General features: G+C 42.6%; 19 protein-coding genes. 14 read left to right on the plus strand and 5 right to left on the minus strand.

All coding sequences use genetic code 11. The features are described 5' to 3' along the window. Window positions 1-122 precede the first annotated feature (122 nt). Window positions 123-470 (plus strand): thioredoxin family protein, encoded by a 348-nt coding sequence (locus tag ADU37_RS08790; RefSeq protein WP_058947226.1) that lies wholly within the window; start codon window positions 123-125, stop codon window positions 468-470. Between the two features lie 31 nt (window positions 471-501). Continuing rightward, a complete protein-coding gene (locus ADU37_RS08795; RefSeq protein WP_058947227.1) occupies window positions 502-1,095 on the plus strand; it encodes a hypothetical protein in 594 nt (197 codons plus the stop codon). 11 nt (window positions 1,096-1,106) lie between these two features. Here ADU37_RS08795 and thsB read toward each other — a convergent pair whose 3' ends face one another. Continuing rightward, window positions 1,107-2,744, minus strand: coding sequence for a thermosome subunit beta (gene thsB / locus ADU37_RS08800; protein WP_058947228.1), 1,638 nt, complete (start codon window positions 2,742-2,744; stop codon window positions 1,107-1,109). 153 nt (window positions 2,745-2,897) lie between these two features. On the opposite strand from thsB, the gene ADU37_RS08805 reads away from it, so the two are divergent. Next, complete coding sequence (locus ADU37_RS08805; RefSeq protein ID WP_058947229.1) at window positions 2,898-3,917, plus strand: lipopolysaccharide assembly protein LapB; 1,020 nt, start codon at window positions 2,898-2,900, stop codon at window positions 3,915-3,917. A 53-nt stretch (window positions 3,918-3,970) separates the two neighbouring features. Here the strand turns inward: ADU37_RS08805 and ADU37_RS08810 are convergent, their stop codons facing one another. From ADU37_RS08810 to ADU37_RS08820, 3 genes are all read right to left on the minus strand, one after another. Next, window positions 3,971-4,258, minus strand: coding sequence for an elongation factor 1-beta (locus tag ADU37_RS08810; RefSeq protein WP_058947230.1), 288 nt, complete (start codon window positions 4,256-4,258; stop codon window positions 3,971-3,973). 10 nt (window positions 4,259-4,268) lie between these two features. Further along, window positions 4,269-4,442, minus strand: coding sequence for a zinc finger domain-containing protein (locus ADU37_RS08815; protein ID WP_042699814.1), 174 nt, complete (start codon window positions 4,440-4,442; stop codon window positions 4,269-4,271). Window positions 4,443-4,602: 160 nt separating this feature from the next. Continuing rightward, window positions 4,603-4,818: a hypothetical protein gene (locus tag ADU37_RS08820; RefSeq protein ID WP_238981957.1), complete on the minus strand. Its 216-nt coding sequence runs from the start codon at window positions 4,816-4,818 to the stop codon at window positions 4,603-4,605. Between the two features lie 610 nt (window positions 4,819-5,428). Here ADU37_RS08820 and ADU37_RS08825 point away from each other — a divergent pair. The 8 genes from ADU37_RS08825 (at window position 5,429) to ADU37_RS08860 (ending at window position 15,052) form a co-directional block, all read left to right on the plus strand. Next, window positions 5,429-8,143, plus strand: coding sequence for an ABC transporter substrate-binding protein (locus ADU37_RS08825; RefSeq protein ID WP_238981958.1), 2,715 nt, complete (start codon window positions 5,429-5,431; stop codon window positions 8,141-8,143). 245 nt (window positions 8,144-8,388) lie between these two features. Then, a complete protein-coding gene (locus ADU37_RS08830; protein ID WP_058947233.1) occupies window positions 8,389-9,450 on the plus strand; it encodes an ABC transporter permease in 1,062 nt (353 codons plus the stop codon). 11 nt (window positions 9,451-9,461) lie between these two features. Further along, entirely contained in the window at window positions 9,462-10,904 is a 1,443-nt protein-coding gene (locus ADU37_RS08835; RefSeq protein ID WP_058947234.1) for an ABC transporter permease, read from the plus strand. Between the two features lie 10 nt (window positions 10,905-10,914). Then, window positions 10,915-11,874 carry an ABC transporter ATP-binding protein gene (locus ADU37_RS08840; protein ID WP_058947235.1) on the plus strand — a complete coding sequence of 320 codons (960 nt, stop codon included), beginning with the start codon at window positions 10,915-10,917 and terminating at the stop codon, window positions 11,872-11,874. A 10-nt stretch (window positions 11,875-11,884) separates the two neighbouring features. Continuing rightward, window positions 11,885-12,892 (plus strand): ABC transporter ATP-binding protein, encoded by a 1,008-nt coding sequence (locus ADU37_RS08845; RefSeq protein ID WP_058947236.1) that lies wholly within the window; start codon window positions 11,885-11,887, stop codon window positions 12,890-12,892. A gap of 57 nt (window positions 12,893-12,949) precedes the next feature. Continuing rightward, entirely contained in the window at window positions 12,950-13,420 is a 471-nt protein-coding gene (locus ADU37_RS08850; RefSeq protein ID WP_058947237.1) for a hypothetical protein, read from the plus strand. A gap of 3 nt (window positions 13,421-13,423) precedes the next feature. Next, window positions 13,424-14,188: an NAD+ synthase gene (locus ADU37_RS08855; protein ID WP_058947238.1), complete on the plus strand. Its 765-nt coding sequence runs from the start codon at window positions 13,424-13,426 to the stop codon at window positions 14,186-14,188. Between the two features lie 12 nt (window positions 14,189-14,200). Further along, entirely contained in the window at window positions 14,201-15,052 is an 852-nt protein-coding gene (locus ADU37_RS08860) for a DMT family transporter (protein WP_058947239.1), read from the plus strand. On the opposite strand, the gene glnA is transcribed toward ADU37_RS08860, so the two are convergent. Then, entirely contained in the window at window positions 15,043-16,365 is a 1,323-nt protein-coding gene (gene glnA / locus ADU37_RS08865) for a type I glutamate--ammonia ligase (RefSeq protein ID WP_058947240.1), read from the minus strand. The genes ADU37_RS08860 and glnA overlap by 10 nt on opposite strands. A gap of 222 nt (window positions 16,366-16,587) precedes the next feature. Here glnA and ADU37_RS08870 point away from each other — a divergent pair, with 222 nt between their 5' ends. Genes ADU37_RS08870 through ADU37_RS08880 form a run of 3 tightly spaced genes read left to right on the plus strand, consistent with a single transcriptional unit; the run spans window position 16,588 to window position 18,971 of the window. Further along, window positions 16,588-16,995 (plus strand): DUF61 family protein, encoded by a 408-nt coding sequence (locus ADU37_RS08870; protein ID WP_058947241.1) that lies wholly within the window; start codon window positions 16,588-16,590, stop codon window positions 16,993-16,995. Window positions 16,996-17,008: 13 nt separating this feature from the next. Beyond that, complete coding sequence (locus tag ADU37_RS08875) at window positions 17,009-17,275, plus strand: hypothetical protein (RefSeq protein ID WP_058947242.1); 267 nt, start codon at window positions 17,009-17,011, stop codon at window positions 17,273-17,275. Between the two features lie 43 nt (window positions 17,276-17,318). Further along, window positions 17,319-18,971: a hypothetical protein gene (locus tag ADU37_RS08880; RefSeq protein ID WP_058947243.1), complete on the plus strand. Its 1,653-nt coding sequence runs from the start codon at window positions 17,319-17,321 to the stop codon at window positions 18,969-18,971. Window positions 18,972-18,979: the final 8 nt, after the last annotated feature.

Consider the following 18,979-nt stretch of genomic DNA (forward strand, 5'->3'; position numbering starts at 1 on the left):
TGAGATTGCCCAAAAAGTAAAAAGCCAATAAACTATCCCTCCCGTTATCCCGGAATTCTTGAAAATTTCTTCATAAATTCATTTTTAAATCCCTTCACATGAATTTCCCTTGGGGTGAGAGGATGGACGAGCTGGAGATGATTAGAAGAAAAAAGATGCTCGAGCTAATGAAAAGAGCCGGAATGATAGAGGAGAGGCCCAAAAAGCCAAAAGTCGTCATCGAGGTCATAACATCCCCCACATGTCCTTACTGTCCGATAGCCTGGGCAATGGCCCAAGAAATAGCGAGAAAGTATGAGGGCGTGATAGCGAAGGAAGTGAGCGTCGCGACTCCTGAGGGGCAGAGGAAGGCCATGGAGCACAACATCATGGGTACGCCAACGATTTTAATAAACAACCGCGTTGAATTCATAGGCGTGCCGAACTTTGCTGAATTTGAGAGAAGGGTCAGGCAATATCTTTCCACATAAACTTTAAAAATCGCCCTCTTTAATTTCTCCCATGTTTTTGTATGAAAAAAATTTTGAGCTGCAGAAAGTGAAAGCCCTCGAAAGCCTGGAGGAAGCTCTTGAAAAAGATCTGGTGGACAAGGACATCATTCCCCTTTTAGAGAAGATCAACTCCTTCGAAAACTACTTCACAACTTCCAGCTGCTCCGGCAGAATAAGTGTGATGCAAATCCCGGATTTTGGGGACAAGGTTAACGCAGTATGGCTAGGCAAGTGGCACAGGGAAGTGGGATTGGAAGAGGTGCTTGAAGCCATAGGGAAGCACAGCGAAGGCATGCTCTGGTTCATGCTTCACAGCCCGATACTCCACGTTTCTGCAAAGACCCTAAAAGATGCCGTGGAACTGCTCAACTTAGCTATCTCCTGCGGCTTCAAGCATTCAAACATCAAAAGCATAAGTCACAAAAAACTCGTGGTGGAGATTCGCTCAACCGAGAGAATGGACGTTCCCATAGGTAGAGATGGAGAATTCTGGGTAAGTGAAGATTATCTTAGGAGGATAGTTGAAATTGCAAATCTTCAGCTCAGAAGAGCCAAGGAAAAGCTCAAAACACTTGAAAATGAAATTGAAAGATTTAAGAAATAGGGAAAGAGTCTTCAGAACTCACTCTCTTCTTCTCCCCCTGTTTCTTTTCCACTTTCTTTCTCTTTCTCAAGCTTGCTTGCGGCAATGACGTCATCAATTCTGAGTATCATTATTGCAGCTTCGCTTGCGCTCTTTATAGCCTGCCTCTTGACTCTCAATGGCTCAATGACCCCCCTCTCGAGCATGTCGGCTGGTTCTCCGGCAAAGACGTCAACACCAATTGTTGCACCCTTGTCCTTGTGAGCCGCAGTTACTTTCACTAAGACGTCAACTGGATCAAGTCCAGCGTTCTCTGCAAGGGTTCTTGGAATTACCTTCAATGCATCGGCGAAGGCTTCAATAGCAAGCTGCTCCTTGCCACCAACTTCTTTTGCATATTCGTCAAGCTTGATGGCAAGTTCGATCTCTGGAGCACCGCCACCAGCGACGATCTTTCCGTCCTCAACGATATCCTTGACGACTTTGAGGGCATCTTCAAGGGCTCTCTCGACTTCATCTACAACGTGCTCTGTTCCACCCCTGATGAGGATTGTAACTGCCTTTGGATTCTTGCAGCCCTCAACGAACACCATGTTCTCTCCTGCAACCTTCCTCTCCTCAACGAGCTCAGCATAACCTAAGTCCTCTGGTGTAAGGTCTCTTACGTTTGTGACAATCTTCGCACCTGTTGCTTTGGCGAGCTTTTCCATGTCGCTCTTCTTGACCCTTCTAACGGCGAGGATTCCTGCCTTTGCAAGGTAGTGTTGTGCTAAGTCGTCAATTCCCTTCTGGCAGAAGACAACGTTAGCCCCTGTGGCAATGATCTTGTCGACCATGTCCTTGATCATCTTCTCCTCTTGCTCAAGGAATGCCTGGAGTTGCTCTGGGCTTGTGATTCTAATCTCAGCGTCTGTTTCAGTCTCTTTGACTTCAAGTGCTTCATTGATAAGTGCGATCTTGGCGTTTTCGACCTTCTTTGGCATTCCTGGGTGGACTCTTTCCTTGTCGATAACGACACCCTTGATGAGCTGGGTGTCTCTTACACTTCCACCCTCCTTCTTCTCAAGCTTGATGTTATCAATGTCCACCACGTACTTGCCATCAACTTCCTCCGCAACTAGTTTTACAGCATCAACAGCAAGCTTTGCAAGGTATTCCCTCTCTTCCTCTGCCGCTTTTCCGGTTATGGCGGTTGTTGCTGCCTTCATTAGGATTTCTTCATCCATCGGGCTGACATCCTTTGCAATGCTCTCAAGTATCTCCTGAGCCTTTTCAGCTGCAAGGGTGTAACCCTTAACGATTATCGTTGGATGAATGTTCTGGTTGAGCAACTCCTCGGCTTTTCTTAAGAGCTCACCGGCGATGACCACAGCTGTTGTGGTTCCATCGCCAGCTTCCTTGTCTTGGGTCTTTGCAACTTCGACCATCATTTTGGCAGCTGGGTGCTGTATATCCATCTCGTCAAGAATAGTTGCACCGTCGTTTGTGATGACTATGTCACCAAGGCTGTCAACGAGCATTTTGTCCATACCCTTGGGACCAAGGGTGGTTCTTACGGTTTCAGCAACGATTCTTGCTGCAAGAATGTTCAATCTCTGGGCATCTCTTCCAACGTATCTCTGGGTTCCTTCGGGAAGAATCAATATTGGCTGGCCTGCAAGTTGGGCCATCTCCACCCACCTCCGACTTTTTTATTTCTTATCTGCAGGGAATTTTTAGTTACAATGTGTGTTCATCTCGATTATCCATTCCTTTGTGCTATTTATAAATTTTTCGGTCAACCTTTTTAAGCTACTCCTCAAACAACACATGGTGAAAAGGAGATGGAAGAGTTTAAAAAAGCACTAAAAAGTAAGGACTGCCAAAAAGTCCTCGAGTACCTTGATGATTACCTAGAAATTATTGAAAGTGAAAAGGAGCTCAGAGATCTCCTCCAAGAACTTGAGGAACTTGCCCCAGAATGTGAGGAAGAGGCTTATGAGCTCGCCCATGAAATAGCCCACGTCTATGCCCACTTAGATGAACTTGAGAAAGGATTGGAGGTTTACAAGAGATTAGTGGAGAAGTATAAAGGGCAAGGAGAAAAATACCTAGATGCCCTCTACCATCTTGCAGATGCCTATGAGCATTTTGGAATGCCAGATAAAGCTATAGAGACATATGAAAAACTTTTGGAACTTGAAAGGAAACTTGGAAATAAAAGAGAAGAAGCACTAACGCTGGCACACATTGCCATAAACTACGATGAACTTGAAGAAACAGAAAAAGCAATAGAATTAATGGAAAAAGCAAGTGCAATGTTTAGAGAGCTTGGCGATGAGAAGAACTACTTGGTAAGTTTGCTCGATTTAGCCCACTTTTTCTATGAGCTTGGCGACCATAAACGTGCTGAGGAGCTTGTCTCAGAAATCTTAAAAACTCCCAGAGATGTGGAGATTGAAATTAATGCACGGATAGTTGAGGCAGAAATAAAAGCCGCACAAGAGGACTTCAAAGGGGCATTTCAATCCCTTAAACTAGCTCTCCTAAAAGCCTTAGAAGTTGACGATGAAGAGCTTTTCAGCATTGCATTTGATGCACTGTACAATTTTATAACAGAGCTCTTCGAGGAAAAAATGTACAAAGAAGTTTATGAAAATATGGACAGCTTGGCAGATGCTTTTGAAGGGATAAATAAGGAATACGAAAAGTTCTTCAAGGCTGTAAAAGAGCTTGCAAAACTTAAAGAGGGCTTGGAAAATGAGTACACTAGAGCGTATGAAAGCATAGCTATAGAAGAGTTCAAAGAGCTGCTTGATGAACTCAAGAAGATTGGAACAAGCGTCTTAAGTATCAACCCTTAGCTCCTTGCTATTTTTTGTTAAAAATTTTTGAAAATACAAAAACTAAAAATCATTCAAAATCTGGAAACGGTCTCAACTTCAGCGCTTTCAACGTTTTCCACTTGAGTAAATGCTTCTGCAACTTCGTCGAAGGAGTATCCTTCAGCATCTTTTCCAAGCACATAAACCTTGAGGGCAACTAAACCAAATGCGATTGGCTCTCTGTCAATCTTGGAGATTCCATATTTGCCCCCAAATTTCTCCTCGAGTGTCTTTCTGATTGCTGCTTCTAATTCATCAAGGTTTACATCTGGATCGGTTGGCATAACCCTAATAACTCCTACCAGATTGAAATCGCTCATCTTCTTCACCTCAAGGTCCTTCCCATCCGCATTTGGGGCACTTGTAGGTTACCCCAAGGACACGACAGCTTTCACATCTCCATATAACTTCTTCCCCACAGTTTGGGCATATGAAGTGGGTAGCGTGCTCTCTTGGCGTTATCTCTTTTCCACATGATGTACACACGGGAATTGTCTCGGCCATTTCAAACCACCTCCTTAGAAATGAGGTTTTTATTATCGTGACTCCTAACGCAATAAAGGAAGCCTATTTATAAAACTTTCGAGGGGTCAGACCATGCGAGTCTCCTCATCCTTCGGTCGAAATCTCCCTCATCATCCCTAACAAAAATAAAAGAGAGGGCTTATAAACCTTCCCCAAAAGCTAAAAATCGTGCAAATTTCTGTTTGTATGCCAACACTTCCCTTATTTGCTTTTCATCCACACTCTCTGAGACGCTGATCTGCTTGTAAAGCATTTCAAGTTCTTTTAGTGCTCTTTCAAGTTCCATCTCTTTGTCTTTATAGCTTCTATTGGAACTCTTTATCTTGGCCAAAAGTTTGCCCCTCAGAAACGGCAACACCTCAAACGGCCGACCCATATAGGCCCAGTATATACCTTCCCTTAAAATTTCACCTAGAATTTCAATTTCAGAATAGTCCACCCTATTTTTCTTACCGATTGGTTTCCCACTCCCCCCTCACAGGTATCACCATCTTTAAGCAAACTTTATTGTTGATTAAATTTTTGGCTAGTTATTTGCCAAAATGTCGATGATTTAAAAGATATAGCTAATATTTTGCCAATTTAATGCCCAATCTTCTTGCACTATTTGTCATCGATCCAAATAAAGCAACGGAAGGGGGAAAGTTTATGGTGTTAAACTTTAATGAAACACTTTTCTCAGATTTCTGCAGCTTTCTCCATCGTGCTTAATCAAAATATTAATGCAATTTCTCGCAGTATTTACATAGAGACTCCATTTGTATCACAACCATGCCAAGGTATTTGTTAAGAGCCCCGCTGGAGATAGAGAAGCGTTATATCCCTTTATCCCACGCCCAAGTTTTACAGAAACGTAACTCTTAAATAGGTCTTTTGATGTATATCCTTATGCCATCATACACTAAGGCATGCAATACTGAAGAAAAAAATGAAGGAGGCCGAAATATATGAAGAGGTCCGGAATTTTGGCATTGCTGTTTGTGTTTGTTATGGCACTAAGCCCATTAGCTGCAGCACAAAAGGGTCCAGCAGCTGACGTTCTATACATTGGAATTAGAACCAACGAAGAAACCGGTATAACAGATGTTGCAAAAGGAGATCTAGATATCTTTCTCTGGGCTGTAGGAGGAGCATCATTCCAAAACTTGCCATCAGATGTCCTCAACAACTTAGAATTGATTAAAACCGCAAGCGGTTACAACGACATTGAAGTCAACCCCGTCCACGACGATGGCAACCCATACCTCATCACAGTTGGCGAGAAGAAATACTTCAACCCATTTGCAATTAGGGACATAAGGTACGCATTGAACTTCCTCATAAGTAGACAATACATAGTCCAAAACATCCTCCAAGGATCAGGACAACCAATGCTCGGCGGTATAAGACCAAGCACCGGTGCAAACGCATACTTCGAACCAGTATACAAGGCCATGGGAATTACAGCGGTTGCAGACATTGCCAAGTCACAACAGCTAGTTGAGAACGCAATGAAAAAGGCCGCAGATGAGTTAGCAAAACAAGGTTATGAACTTAAAAAAGGCAACGACGGATTCTGGTACTTCAACGGTGAGCCCGTCACGCTCAAATTCATCATCAGAATTGAAGACCACAGAAAAGACCTCGGTCTTTACGTTGCTGACTTGATTGAGAAATTCTGGGGCTTCAAGGTTGAAAGACTTCTCTGGGACAGAAGAAAGGCTTCAAGCACCGTATATGCCAGCGATCCAAAGAACTACCAGTGGAACATGTACACTGCTGGTTGGGTTTCAACAGTTAACATCAAGTGGCCAGACGATTATACTGCATGGTGGTACACAAGCTGGTATGGATGGCTCCCATCATCGGTAGGGTGGGAGATGCCAAGAGAAGAATTAATAACAGTAAAAGAACTTGTTGACGAGCTTGGAGGACCCGAGGCTGTTATCGAGAGCTTCCAGCTCAAGTACTACAACACCCCCGACAAGCTTGCTGAGCTCTACGACATGACAGAAGAGGAGATCACCAAGATTCTCGTTCTCGGTAGCGTTGACTTTAACGGCAAGACTTATGAGATGAAAGAGGGCAACGTTGACCAGTACTGGGACCTCCAGAAGATCTCAATGGCACTCGGTGTTAGAGACTCCCAAAAAGTATTCCTCATCGAAAGCTGGGAGTACTTCCCAGTCAACAAAGAGAGAGTTAAGGCAATCGCAAGAGACGTTTCCTCAGGATTGTGGACAAGATGGAGCCTAATCACAGCAGAAACCCCAGACAAAGTAGTAAAAGTCGCTGAATTCTCAGCAACAGGAGCACTCTTCATGAGCGCATTCAACCCAGTCGGCGGTATCGACGACGTTTACAGCTCAGCAATCTGGAGAGTAGTATATGATTACGCAATCTACACCGACCTCTCAACCGGAACCTACATCCCAGTCAGATGTGACTACAAAGTCGAGAGAGGGCCAGTTACAGTACCAGATGACGCTGTAGTTTACGACACTGTCCAAGACAAGTGGGTTGTTGCCCACGCTGGCGAAGAAGCAAAGGCAAAGATTACCTACGACTGTAAGTTCGGCAACTGGCACGATGGTCACCCAATGACCATGGCTGACATCAAGTACGCTGCCGCCTTCAGCTGGGAGTGGTCCACCAAAGATGGAGACGAGGACATTTACTACGATGACAAGCTTGCATCTGCCGCAGAGAGCCTTGCAAAGATCAAGGGTATCCAGTGGGTTGACGAGGACACTTATGTCGTCTATACTGACTTAACACACCCAGTTGCTGACGATGTAATGGCCAACATGAACGTCTTCTGGGCTTCACAACCATGGCAACTCCTCTATGCAGAAAGCGAACTCGTCGCCAAGGGAGAAGAATACGGAGTATCACAGAAGTACTCCTTCAGTGAGGAAGCAGAGGGTGTTGCACAGCTCGACCTCCTCGTGAAGGATCACGTTGCCGACTTGAAGAAGGTTCTCGAGGCCTTGAAGGCTAAAAAGGCCGTGCCAGCTGCAATTGCCAATGACATAAGCGACCCAACTGCCGGTTACAATGCAATAATCAACTGGATCAACAGCAAGGGACATGCCGTGATAAGCAATGGTCCATTCTACATTGAGAGCTATGATCCAGATAAGATCTTCCTCGAGTTAAGGGCATTCAGAGACCCAACATATCCGTTCGACCTTGACTACTGGAAGCAGAGATTAGTACTCGCAAAGCTCGAGCTCGCTGGAATTGAAGTCCCAACCAGAATATTCACTGGCGATGACTTAAAGGTTGCAGTTAAGGCCAACTTGCTTGAAGAGTACCCAGAGACCGGTAAAAAGCTTGCCGACAAGGGATTCGTCTTTGTTGAAGTGAAGAACGAGAAGGGACAAACAGTGTTCAGCGGTGAGGCTAAGCTCGCCACAGCTGGAAGCTTCGAAGTAACAATACCTGGTTCAGAGACTGCCAAGTGGGAGGCTGGAAGATACGAAGTTTACGTCAAAGGTGGACTAGAAGAGGGCGTTGTTTCATTCACCGACAAGAAGGCCCTGGTTGTCATCAAGAAAGAAGAAACAACATCACCATCACCAACGTCAAGCCCAAGCCCAACAAGCTCTCCGAGCCCAACGGCAACCGGAGGAATCTGCGGACCAGCGGCACTCGTAGGACTAACACTAATCCCGCTCCTACTAAGAAGAAAGAAGTGATTCCACCTCTTTAAATTTTTAATTTTGCAATTGTTTTTCTCTTCTTTTAATCGTGCATGCATATCCAGCCAGTAATGTAAAAGTGTCGTTTTGATAGCCATTTAAGCGTGTTTCTATGTCTCTGTTTGTGCTCATAAGCCCCTTACCGCAGACTGAATAGAAAAATATATAAAGTTTTACAAACTTGAAAATGTTGATGGATGATAAAAAGCCTCAATGTACACATTTGAATGGAGGTGTGTAAGTTGGGATATGGGAAATACATTGCTATTAGGCTCCTTAACGCGGTGCTGGTTCTTGCTCTAGTTACACTATTAGTTTCAGTGCTCTTTACGAAAGTTGCAGAGGAAGACATAAAATCCAGTATCCAAGAGCAAATAAACCTCAAACTTAGATCGAATCCTGAACTTCAAAAACAATTAGCCGCAGATCCAGAAAAGCTCCAAGAATGGTATCAAAGAGAATATAACAGACTTATTCGTGTGTATGAATTAGACAAGCCGTTTTGGGTCAGAGTAATAGAAAGAACAAAAGACACATTAACCCTCAATTTTGGAAATACAAAATCGCCAATCTTTGGTGAAACTGCAGTTAGTAAGATAATTGCAAAGGCGATCCCAAGAACCGTCATTTTGTTCACAACAGCAGAAATCTTTGTTATCTTAATAGGTCTCCTCTTGGGTGTAAAAGCAGCACAGATGGCAGGAAGCATATTGGACAGGGGAGTATCCATAATAGCAATGGTCACAAGCAGTATCCCAATGTGGTGGTTCGGAATGATGATGATTCTAATATTCTCATTCAAGATGGGCTGGTTCCCAAGTGGTGGAATGACTTCAATGCCACCCAAGGAAGGCTTTGCATATTACCTTGACGTCCTTTACCATATGATTCTTCCAGTGACCACAATAATCTTCGTTCTGTTTGGTGGATGGGCCTGGACAACAAGAAATATCATGATTGGTACAATGCAGGAAGACTTCATCATGGCAGCAAGAGCAAAGGGTGTTCCTGAAAGAAAAGTCATTTACGGTCACGCCCTCAGAGCTTCAGCTCCGCCAATAGTAACAATGACAATATTCAGCCTTCTTGGTTCAATAGGTGGTGCCATTATTACCGAGAGCGTTTTCAACTGGCCAGGAATGGGAAGATTGTATTGGACCGCTTTGCAGCAAAACGAGACTAGATTGTTAATGGGTGTAACTTTCGTTACAGTGGCATTATATTTGATAGCAATGATCATTGCAGATTTGGCTTATGGATATCTAGACCCAAGAGTCAAAGTTGGTGCATCCCAGCAAACATGAGGTGAAGAACCATGAGATGGGTTGATGTAAAGGAGAGCTTAAAGGATTTCTGGCTTGAATTTAGAAGACAAAAAGGTGGATTATTTGGACTAGCATTGCTTTTCCTGTTGATACTCACCGCCCTTGCAGCTCCATACATAACCGAGCCAGACATCCCCCAGAAGTGGACACAATACTGGGAAGGAAACCCCGTAACAGTGCCCCCTGTTTGGTATAACTACTTCACAACAAAAGAGCTTGCCCCTCACGAAGTTTTAACGGCAAATGACCTCAAGATAACCGCCAATGGGCAAGACATTGGTGGAGGAATGAAGTACTGTAGCTTTGAATTCACTTACGAGAACAATTACGACATACCTCCATCAGACATCATAATAAAAGACATTGGAGTTAAGCTGGCAAACATAAACTCCCCTGCTCAGATCGTTGTTACGGTGATGAGACCCGACGGAAACAAGATAGAGCTCCTAAACACTGACCTAAGAGAGGGCTCCATATATCAATTAGCAAAAGATGGAAAAGTTAAAGCCGCGGTATTCCAATGGGCATCTCAATTTGAAAACCCTGAGACGATCGCAGAAGGTGGGGAGACTCTAAAGAACACGATGGATACCATGAAAGTAATATTTGCCAAAGCCCAAGAGGGCATTCTAACAAACCCCGAAGCTCTTGAGGGAACATATACCTTCCAAGTAGAAATCTTTACATTCACAGAAGGAGATCAAATAGATTTAAGCACCACGCAGGTCATCCTCTCAGGAAGAACTTATGGGTTAATGGGAACCGATTATAAGGCTAGAGACCTCTGGGCAGGCCTTGTGTGGGGAACAAGAGTATCCCTCACGGTAGGTGTTACAGTAGCAGTTCTTACGGTCCTCATAGGTATCTTTTATGGAGTTACAAGTGCTTATCTCGGTGGATGGAAAGATGAGTTCATGCAGAGAGTTAACGAATTCTGGGCCTCAATTCCAACACTACCAATACTTATCCTCCTCGGCGCTGCGTTCAAGGGGCACGTTAGCCTTTGGACAATAGTCTTTCTAATGGTTGCATTCTACTGGACGGGAATTGCAAAGGTCGCCAGAAGTATGGCACTGCAGATTAAAGAACAAACTTATGTGGAAGCCGCAATTGCCCTCGGTGCCGGTACTGGAAGAATTATCTTCAAACACATAATGCCCCAGATTATGCCATATGCATTTGCAGCAATGGCCCTTAACGTTCCCGGTGCAGTTTTAACTGAAGCATCACTCAGCTTCCTTGGATTAGGTGATCCAACTGCAGTTACGTGGGGACAAATACTCTACGATGCGCAGACCCAGAGTGCTACAATTAACGGGTACTGGTGGTGGGTTATTCCACCAGGACTGGCAATTACATTAGTGGCATTCACCTTCGTGTTGATTGGTATCTCACTCGATAGAGTACTCAACCCAAGACTGAAGAGGCTGTGAGGTGGATAAAATGGCCAAGAATGTAATTGAAGTTAAGGATCTTAAAATGTACTATTTCACTTCAAGAGGACCTGTGAGAGCAGTTGACAACATCTCATTTGAGCTCAAAAAGGGTGAAGTTTTGGGCCTAGCAGGCGAAAGTGGATGTGGGAAATCTTCTCTTGGATTTACTTTAATGGGAATGCCAACACCTCCAGGAAAAATTGTTGGCGGAAGCATAAAAATAGATGGCAGAGAGATCGTTGGATTGCCTGAGGAAGTTCTCAGGAGAGAGATTAGATGGCAGAAAATCTCAATGATATTCCAGGGTGCCATGAACGCCCTAAATCCAGTTTACACTGTCGGATATCAAATGATAGAACCATTAATATACCACAAAGGTATGACGAAGGAAGAAGCCTTGGATAGGGCTATGAAATACCTAGAGCTGGTTGGACTTGCTCCCGAAATAGTTTATAGATATCCACACGAGCTCAGTGGTGGAATGAAGCAGAGAGTTGTTATTGCTACTTCACTGCTCCTCGAACCAGAAGTCATCATTGCGGATGAGCCAACGACAGCTTTAGATGTGGTTGTCCAAGCTCAGATCATAAACCTCATGAAGAGGCTGAAAAAAGAACTGGGTCTATCGATGATATTCATCACACACGATTTGAGCATTCTTGCAGAGATAAGCGATAGAGTAGCAATAATGTATGCAGGAAAAATAGTAGAAATTGGAGACAGCGAAAAGATATACTATGAGCCAGCTCATCCCTACACTCAAAAACTCCTAGCTGCAATCCCAAGGTTACATGAGGACGTCGAGAGGCTCGAGTTTATACCCGGACAACCACCCAACCTAATAAACCCACCCAGTGGATGTCGCTTCCACCCAAGATGTCCATACGCAATGCAACAATGTAAGGAACAAATCCCAGAACTGAAAGAGATTGAGAAAGATCACTATGCTGCATGCTGGTTGTTGTGAGGGATGAAAAATGGCGGAACCAATATTAAAGGTTGAGAACCTCAAGAAGTACTTCCCAATTAAGAGAGGCCTACTAGCGGGACTTAGAGGAGAGCCCCCCAGGTTCGTCAGAGCGGTAGATGGCGTTAGCTTTGAGGTTTATAAGCAAGAAGTCTTTGCACTGGTAGGAGAGAGCGGATGTGGAAAAACTACCACTGGAAAACTAGTAATGAAGCTATTAGAACCAACAGATGGAAAAATTTATCTTGAAGGGCAGGATGTGACAGAACTCAAAACTCAAGAGGAGATTAAGGCGTATAGAAGAAAAGTCCAGATGGTCTTTCAGGATCCGTTCTCCTCAATGAACCCGAGATTCAGAATATACGACGTATTAGAAGAACCACTCTTAATTCACGGAATCGGTGAGACAAAAGCAGAAAGAGAAGAACTTATTTACAAGGCACTTGAGATGGTTAAAATCGTTCCCCCTGAAGATTACGTGGGCAGACACCCGCACATGCTCTCTGGAGGACAGAGACAGAGAGTAGCTATTGCAAGAGCTTTGATACTTAACCCAACGTTCATAGTGGCAGATGAGCCAGTCTCGATGCTTGACGTCTCAATTAGAGCAGAAATCCTTGAATTGATGAAAGAGCTCAAAGAAAAGATGGGTGTTACGTACCTCTACATCACCCACGATCTATCAACAGCCAGATACTTTGCAGACCACATTGCGGTCATGTACCTAGGAAGAATTATTGAGATGGGGCCTGCAAAGGTGGTAATTGACAATCCTATACACCCCTATACAAGAGCATTACTTGCAGCAGTGCCGGAGCCAATCCCAGAGAGAAGAAACATAATCAAGGAGGTACCAATTAAAGGTGAAGTTCCAAATGCTGCAAATATCCCACCAGGCTGTAGGTTCCATCCGAGATGTCTGTACATGGAGAAAGGACTCTGCGATGTCAAGCACCCACAATTAATAGAATACGAGCACAACCACTGGGTAGAATGCTGGCTGGCTGGGAAGATCTAATCTGTTCTTAACCCAATCTTTTTATTTTTGTTTCTGAAAATCCTTGTGGGTGATGTGATGGCAACTTTTAAAGACGCACTTAGATATCCCCTAATAAAAGCAGGGTTGCTTTTTTTATTCTTGGCTATAATACTCGCTTTCATCTCTATGTATGGAGTCCCAAAGAGTGGTAATTGGCATGGAAACTTACAACAGGGCCAGTATTTAATCGGAGATTCCCAATTTGAAAAAGAGTATTTCATAAACAATAGAACCCTCATGTTGTATTCCCAAAACGCATCGGTGATCATTGTTCATGGGAACAAGGTTGATGCATATAGGCTAAACAATAATTCTGTAACGTTAAATCCCCTTTCTCAGCCACAGATAAATGTAGAGAGCGGAAATGTTTCTTATGTGTACGATGTGGAAGGGGTTCAATACCCCTATTCTTCTTTAGCATGGATAGCTTTTATCTCAATGCTGGTGGGGAGTGTCTTAAGTCTTATAGGATACGTAAGGTTCATGGAAGACTTAAAAGGAGGTTAAAAAATGAGAGAACTAAATTTTGAAGAGGTCATCAATAGGCTCGTCTCATTTATAAAAGAGAAGACAGAAGAAGCGAAAGCTAAGGGAGTGGTAATCGGGATTAGCGGTGGTGTAGACAGTGCAACTGTAGCATATCTTGCAGCAAAAGCCCTTGGAAATGGGAAGGTACTTGGCCTTATAATGCCCTACTACATGAACCAAGACGTTGAAGATGCCCTATTGGTCTGCAAAAAACTTGAAATTGAGCATAAACTCATCAGCATAAAAGAAATCGTGGATGCGTTTGAAAAAAGCATTGGCTTTGAGCTTGACAAAGTTTCCAGGGGTAATTTAATGGCAAGGACCAGAATGATACTCTTATATGCCCATGCAAACTCAAGAAACTACCTTGTTTTAGGAACCTCCAATAAAAGCGAATTTTTGACGGGATACTTTACAAAATGGGGAGATGGGGCAAGTGATTATGCCCCCCTAATCAACCTATACAAAACAGAAGTTTGGGAAATTGCCAAAAGGCTTGGCGTTCCAGAGAGAATAATAACCAAAAAACCAAGTGCCGGCCTATGGGAAGGACAAAGCGATGAAGATGAATTGGGAATTAGCTATAAACTTTTAGACGAAATCCTCTATAGATTGGTAGATTTAAAAATGGAAAAGAACAAAATCGCCGAAGAGCTAAATCTCCCAATAGACAAAGTTGAGCATGTAGAATATTTAGTCAAAAAAAGCGAACACAAGAGAAGACTTCCCGTGGGACCAAAAATCTAACGGTGAAATACATTGAAAAAGGGATACATACTCGTCTTTTTAGCCGCGAGTATGTGGGGAACCCTTGGGATTTTCGCTAAATTGCTCTATGGCTTCGGATTAGATCCCTTTACAATAACTTTCTATAGGGCATCGATAGCGTTTGCCCTTCTCTTTGTTTATAATCTCTCCAAAGGCCTTCAGATTAAAAAGAACAGATTGCCTTTTTATGCGTTTTATGGTTTTTTTGCAGTGTTCTTGTTTTACATACTGTATTTTTACACTGTTAAAATTTCATCAGTATCGTTGGCAGTCCTTTTACTGTATTCCGCCCCGGTTTATTCCACGATACTGGGATACTTCATCTTTGGTGAAAAAATCACCTCCACAAAGCTCGCAGCACTTGTAATGGCAATAATAGGAGTTCTCCTGGTTGTTAATCCCAACGAAGGAAGTTTGAGTAAGCTAGCTGTAGTATTAGGACTTCTATCTGGACTTACATACGCCTTATATGGAATTTTAGCAAAACTCGCCGTAAAAAATGAAAAACCAGAAGAAGCCCTTCTTTACACAATAGGTTTTGGAGCACTTTTCCTATCGCCGTTCTCGAATTTTGAAATCCCTATTTCCTCTTTGCCATACCTTTTTGGACTGGCGTTTTTTCCAACATTTTTAGCATACATTTTATATAACACCGCGCTTAGGGAGATAGAAGTCAGCAGAGCATCGATAATCGCCACAGTAGAACCGGTAGTTGCTTTGGTCCTTGCTTACCTCATATTCCATGAGACTCTAATGGCCAAACAAATGATTGGAGCTGCATTAATAATCCTAGGCTCTTTTATACTACAAGTGGAGGAGAGAAAAGAGAAAAGTCAGATGTAGAAGTAGCGCTCAAGTTCCCATTCTGTGACTTTTATTGTTTTTCTTTCGAGCCCTTTTTTCTCCAGATATTCCAGATAGTCCTTCCATTCCTTTATTTTGTATTCCACAAAGTTGTGGTAAGCCTTTCCAAGGGCATCTTTGACTACTTTGTCCCTCTTTAGTTCTTCGAGGGCTTCTTCCAAAGTAGTGGGCAAAACATCTATTCCTAGGGAATCCCTTTCTTTTTCTCCCATCTCATATACGTTCTCTTCCACATAAGCAAACGGTTCGATTTTATGCTTTATTCCATCAATACCTGCCATTAAGATAACCGCAAACGCAAGATACGGATTAGCACTTGGGTCAGGACAGCGGTATTCTATTCTTGCCCCATTGCCCACATACGCAGGAACCCTTATCAGAGCACTCCTGTTTTTGTACCCCCAAGAGATGTATACCGGAGCCTCATATCCAGGCACAAGACGTTTATATGAGTTAACAGTGGGATTAGTTACTGCCGTTAAAGCTTTTGCATGCTTTAAAATGCCCCCAATGAAGTAAAGGGCATCGTCACTTAACCCTTTTTCTCCCACGAAGATGTTCTCCCCATCTTTCCAAAGACTTATGTGAAGATGCATCCCATTGCCGGGCTTGCCAAAAAGGGGTTTTGGCATAAAGGTAGCATAAAGACCATAGCTTTCTGCAACCGCTTTGACCAAATACTTGAACCTGACTATATTGTCGGCAGTTGTTAATGCATCTGCAAAGCGAAAATCTATTTCATGCTGTCCCGGACCAACTTCATGGTGTAGAACTTCGGGGATTAACTTGAATGCAGGCATATAATGGGCTATGACTCTCTTCATTTCCCTCGCTTTGTCCAGATTAACAAGATCGAAATACCCTCCCCCATCAGGAAGCTTGAGCTCCCACGAGCCGTTCTTTTCAAAGAGGTAAAATTCCGGTTCGGGACCTATATAAGCTGTTATCCCCCTCTTCTTCAGTTCTTCCACTACTGAGCTCAATATCTTCCTGGGATCAGCATGGTAAGGTTTGCCGTCTTTGTATATATACCCAAATACCTTTGCAACTCCCTCCCAAGGAACTTCAACATAGGTGGTTGGATCTGCTTTGAAAAGAAGGTCACTGTCCTCTATTCCTTGGAAACCCGGAATTGAAGAGCCGTCAAAGGATATTCCATCAGTAATCGCTTCTTCATACCTCTCAATTGGAACTTCCATTCCTTTTGGAACTCCATTTATGTCAACGAAAATTAGCTGTAAGAATTTAGGTTTGTTTGAATCACGTTGGATAAGGGATTTAATCTCGTTCATTTTCATCTCACCTTTTTGGTGATATTTTCAGTATTAAACACACAAATCTATACAATGTTTATAATATAAGCTTTTCTACTGAACTATTGGCAAAATGTCAAATGATCGCAGTTTTATCACATATATGTCTAAAAATCGCTGTATTTAATGAAAAATTTGACTTATTATTGTCAAAAACGTCCCGAAGAAAGTTTTTTATTCTCCTTCAAAAAGAATACCAACATGTCTAAAGAAGACGAGATAATCCAAAAAGAACTTTCCCGGCTAAATTTCCACTTACCCAAAAGCAGAAAGAACCTCAAAACTCTCCTCGAAGAAGACGAGCCCAAAGTACAGCTTAGAGATGGCCAGTTCCATTTTTTTAAAAAGGACGAATTAAAGTATCTTAGCACTTTACTTGATAGCAATGAATATGGATCCCTTTACCTGCCAATAATACTTGAAATTGCCCCTACATGGCACGGCTACTTTAGGGTTAGGGAGAAAACTGCAGTCAAGGTTATTGAGAAAATACTCGGGACGTATGACATCTTGGAGGAAAAAAATGAGGTGATGCTTCCTCGTTACCTCATCCCAGAAATTAGAAAAAAGTTACCCACGACAACAACGTATGCGTTTATAATTGAGTAAGGGGAGAAGGGAAATGGACGAAAACAAAATCTTACTTCACTATTACATGTTCACGATTCCCCAAATAACAGTCTTTGCTGGAGCAATACTGGGCATCCTTCTCATTTTACACGTTGACATGAAGAAAGCACTCGGAATATTTGCTACTTTTTACGGGGTTTTACTTATCATGATAGCCGCACTAGTTAGAAACCAGTTTTCGAAATTGCCGTTATACCGAATAAGTTTGTTGTTTTTTACAATATTCACACTCTTAGGCATCTTATTGCTTATAATGTGAAGCTTTATATTTATCTAATTACAAGTTATCTAGGGGAAGAGCTATGAAGAAGGTTATCCTAACTATCATAGCACTATTGATTATTTCCTCGTTGGTGTCTTCCCAATACTTGTTTTTCTCAACGCTGGAAGGCAACATCATTGTAGTCTCAGGGGACTATAGGGAAGGAACCCTTACCATTGTAAACAATGGAGACCGAGAGTTTCAAGTAGTAAGTTATAGTAGATATTACACAGTAGATGAAAACAATAGAGAAGTTTCCGGAATTAAACTTGAAATCTACAAATCGACAGGGGAAATTGTATCTCCCGGAGTTCTATATACGTATTGGAAACCAGGCGAAACAAGAACTTTAAGATACAAGGTATATGTCAATGAAAGTGTAAAATCTGGCAAATATAACCTCTTCGTGGTCCTTTGGGGATTTTCGAATTCAGGGGAGATAAGCATTATCACGGTTCCCATTTCACTTGAGGTTACGGACAGCCCACTGATATTCAAAGAAACCACTGTACAAATAAAAGAGCGCGGTGCCCCAGTTCTCCACGTATTAAATGGAGAGACTTTGGAAATACGTTCAACGGTTTATAACCTCAAAAATTCCCCTGTGTTTGTAAAAGGAAGTGTATACTTAGAAAAGGATGGGAATCAGTACCTCAAAAAGGACATGGAGGTAAGCTTAACTCCGGGAGAAAACTTAGTTCAAGTAAACATCCCAATCTCATACGAGTTTCCTTCCGGCCACTACAAACTAACATACACCCTTACGTATCCAAAAGGAACGTATTTGTTCTCAAAAGATTTTCATATATCCTTTGGAGTTGATCTGGTGGAAATTTCCCTAGAAAAAACCCAGACAATGGAAGATGAGCCCAATACTGTGTATTTTACTATATTATCTGAGAGGTCTATTCTTGTAAATCTCAGCATTGAAGTGTATGGAGCCAACAATGAGCATATATACAACCAAACCAAAGAGATCACACTCAATAAAGGCAGTAACATTGCAAAAATACCCCTACCTCCGCTATCCCCAGGTAACAAGAAAATAATAGGAAGGGTCTCTTTTGGAAGAATAGAACTCGACCAAGGCTCCTCCAGCTACGATATATTGGCATACCCAAAGATTGATAAGGTCTCCTACAAGATGATCTCCCCAGCTCCAGATAAAGGACAGGTTAAGTTTTTAGTAGAAATTAGCAACAAAAACCCCGACGAGATAAGAGGAATCCTATCCTACAGCTTTTTTGGCACTAACGGTACGATAGTAAAAGGCTCCAAAGATCTTGTATTACTCCCATGGGATAATGAAATAGAGTTTACCGTAGAAGTTCCTCTGGGAGAAATAGGCTACGAAATTTCTCTGGAAAGTATGGGGAAAGAGCAGAAGGTTAATGGAAAATTAAAACTGGAGCTTCCAAGCTCTACAACCACCTCTTCAACCCAAAGCTCTTCTTCATTAACAAGCTCTTCCACCAGCTCCATTCCCCCCAAAGAAACTTCAACAAAATACTATGTTATTGCAATAGCATTGCCTATACTGCTTTTCCTGCTTCTGTTTGGCTACTACTCAAAATCCAGAAAGCCGAGAAGAAAAAGAGAGCGATCCAAACCTAAGAGGAAATCCCCATTAGGCAAGTTCAAAAAGCCAAAAAAGCCGGAGATTAAAGAGTACAGGGAGCTACCCAAAAAATGACCAAATCT

Origin of the sequence: Thermococcus sp. 2319x1 (genome assembly GCF_001484685.1) — an archaeon.
Taxonomy (GTDB): domain Archaea; phylum Methanobacteriota_B; class Thermococci; order Thermococcales; family Thermococcaceae; genus Thermococcus_A.

Coding starts and splice junctions, on each gene's coding strand:
- ADU37_RS08790 (WP_058947226.1), top strand. CDS start 123: ATGGACGAGCTGGAGATGATTAGAAGAAAAAAGATGCTCGAGCTAATG.
- ADU37_RS08795 (WP_058947227.1), top strand. CDS start 502: ATGTTTTTGTATGAAAAAAATTTTGAGCTGCAGAAAGTGAAAGCCCTC.
- thsB (WP_058947228.1), bottom strand. CDS start 2,744: ATGGCCCAACTTGCAGGCCAGCCAATATTGATTCTTCCCGAAGGAACC.
- ADU37_RS08805 (WP_058947229.1), top strand. CDS start 2,898: ATGGAAGAGTTTAAAAAAGCACTAAAAAGTAAGGACTGCCAAAAAGTC.
- ADU37_RS08810 (WP_058947230.1), bottom strand. CDS start 4,258: ATGAGCGATTTCAATCTGGTAGGAGTTATTAGGGTTATGCCAACCGAT.
- ADU37_RS08815 (WP_042699814.1), bottom strand. CDS start 4,442: ATGGCCGAGACAATTCCCGTGTGTACATCATGTGGAAAAGAGATAACG.
- ADU37_RS08835 (WP_058947234.1), top strand. CDS start 9,462: ATGAGATGGGTTGATGTAAAGGAGAGCTTAAAGGATTTCTGGCTTGAA.
- ADU37_RS08840 (WP_058947235.1), top strand. CDS start 10,915: ATGGCCAAGAATGTAATTGAAGTTAAGGATCTTAAAATGTACTATTTC.
- ADU37_RS08845 (WP_058947236.1), top strand. CDS start 11,885: ATGGCGGAACCAATATTAAAGGTTGAGAACCTCAAGAAGTACTTCCCA.
- ADU37_RS08850 (WP_058947237.1), top strand. CDS start 12,950: ATGGCAACTTTTAAAGACGCACTTAGATATCCCCTAATAAAAGCAGGG.
- ADU37_RS08855 (WP_058947238.1), top strand. CDS start 13,424: ATGAGAGAACTAAATTTTGAAGAGGTCATCAATAGGCTCGTCTCATTT.
- glnA (WP_058947240.1), bottom strand. CDS start 16,365: ATGAACGAGATTAAATCCCTTATCCAACGTGATTCAAACAAACCTAAA.
- ADU37_RS08870 (WP_058947241.1), top strand. CDS start 16,588: ATGTCTAAAGAAGACGAGATAATCCAAAAAGAACTTTCCCGGCTAAAT.
- ADU37_RS08875 (WP_058947242.1), top strand. CDS start 17,009: ATGGACGAAAACAAAATCTTACTTCACTATTACATGTTCACGATTCCC.
- ADU37_RS08880 (WP_058947243.1), top strand. CDS start 17,319: ATGAAGAAGGTTATCCTAACTATCATAGCACTATTGATTATTTCCTCG.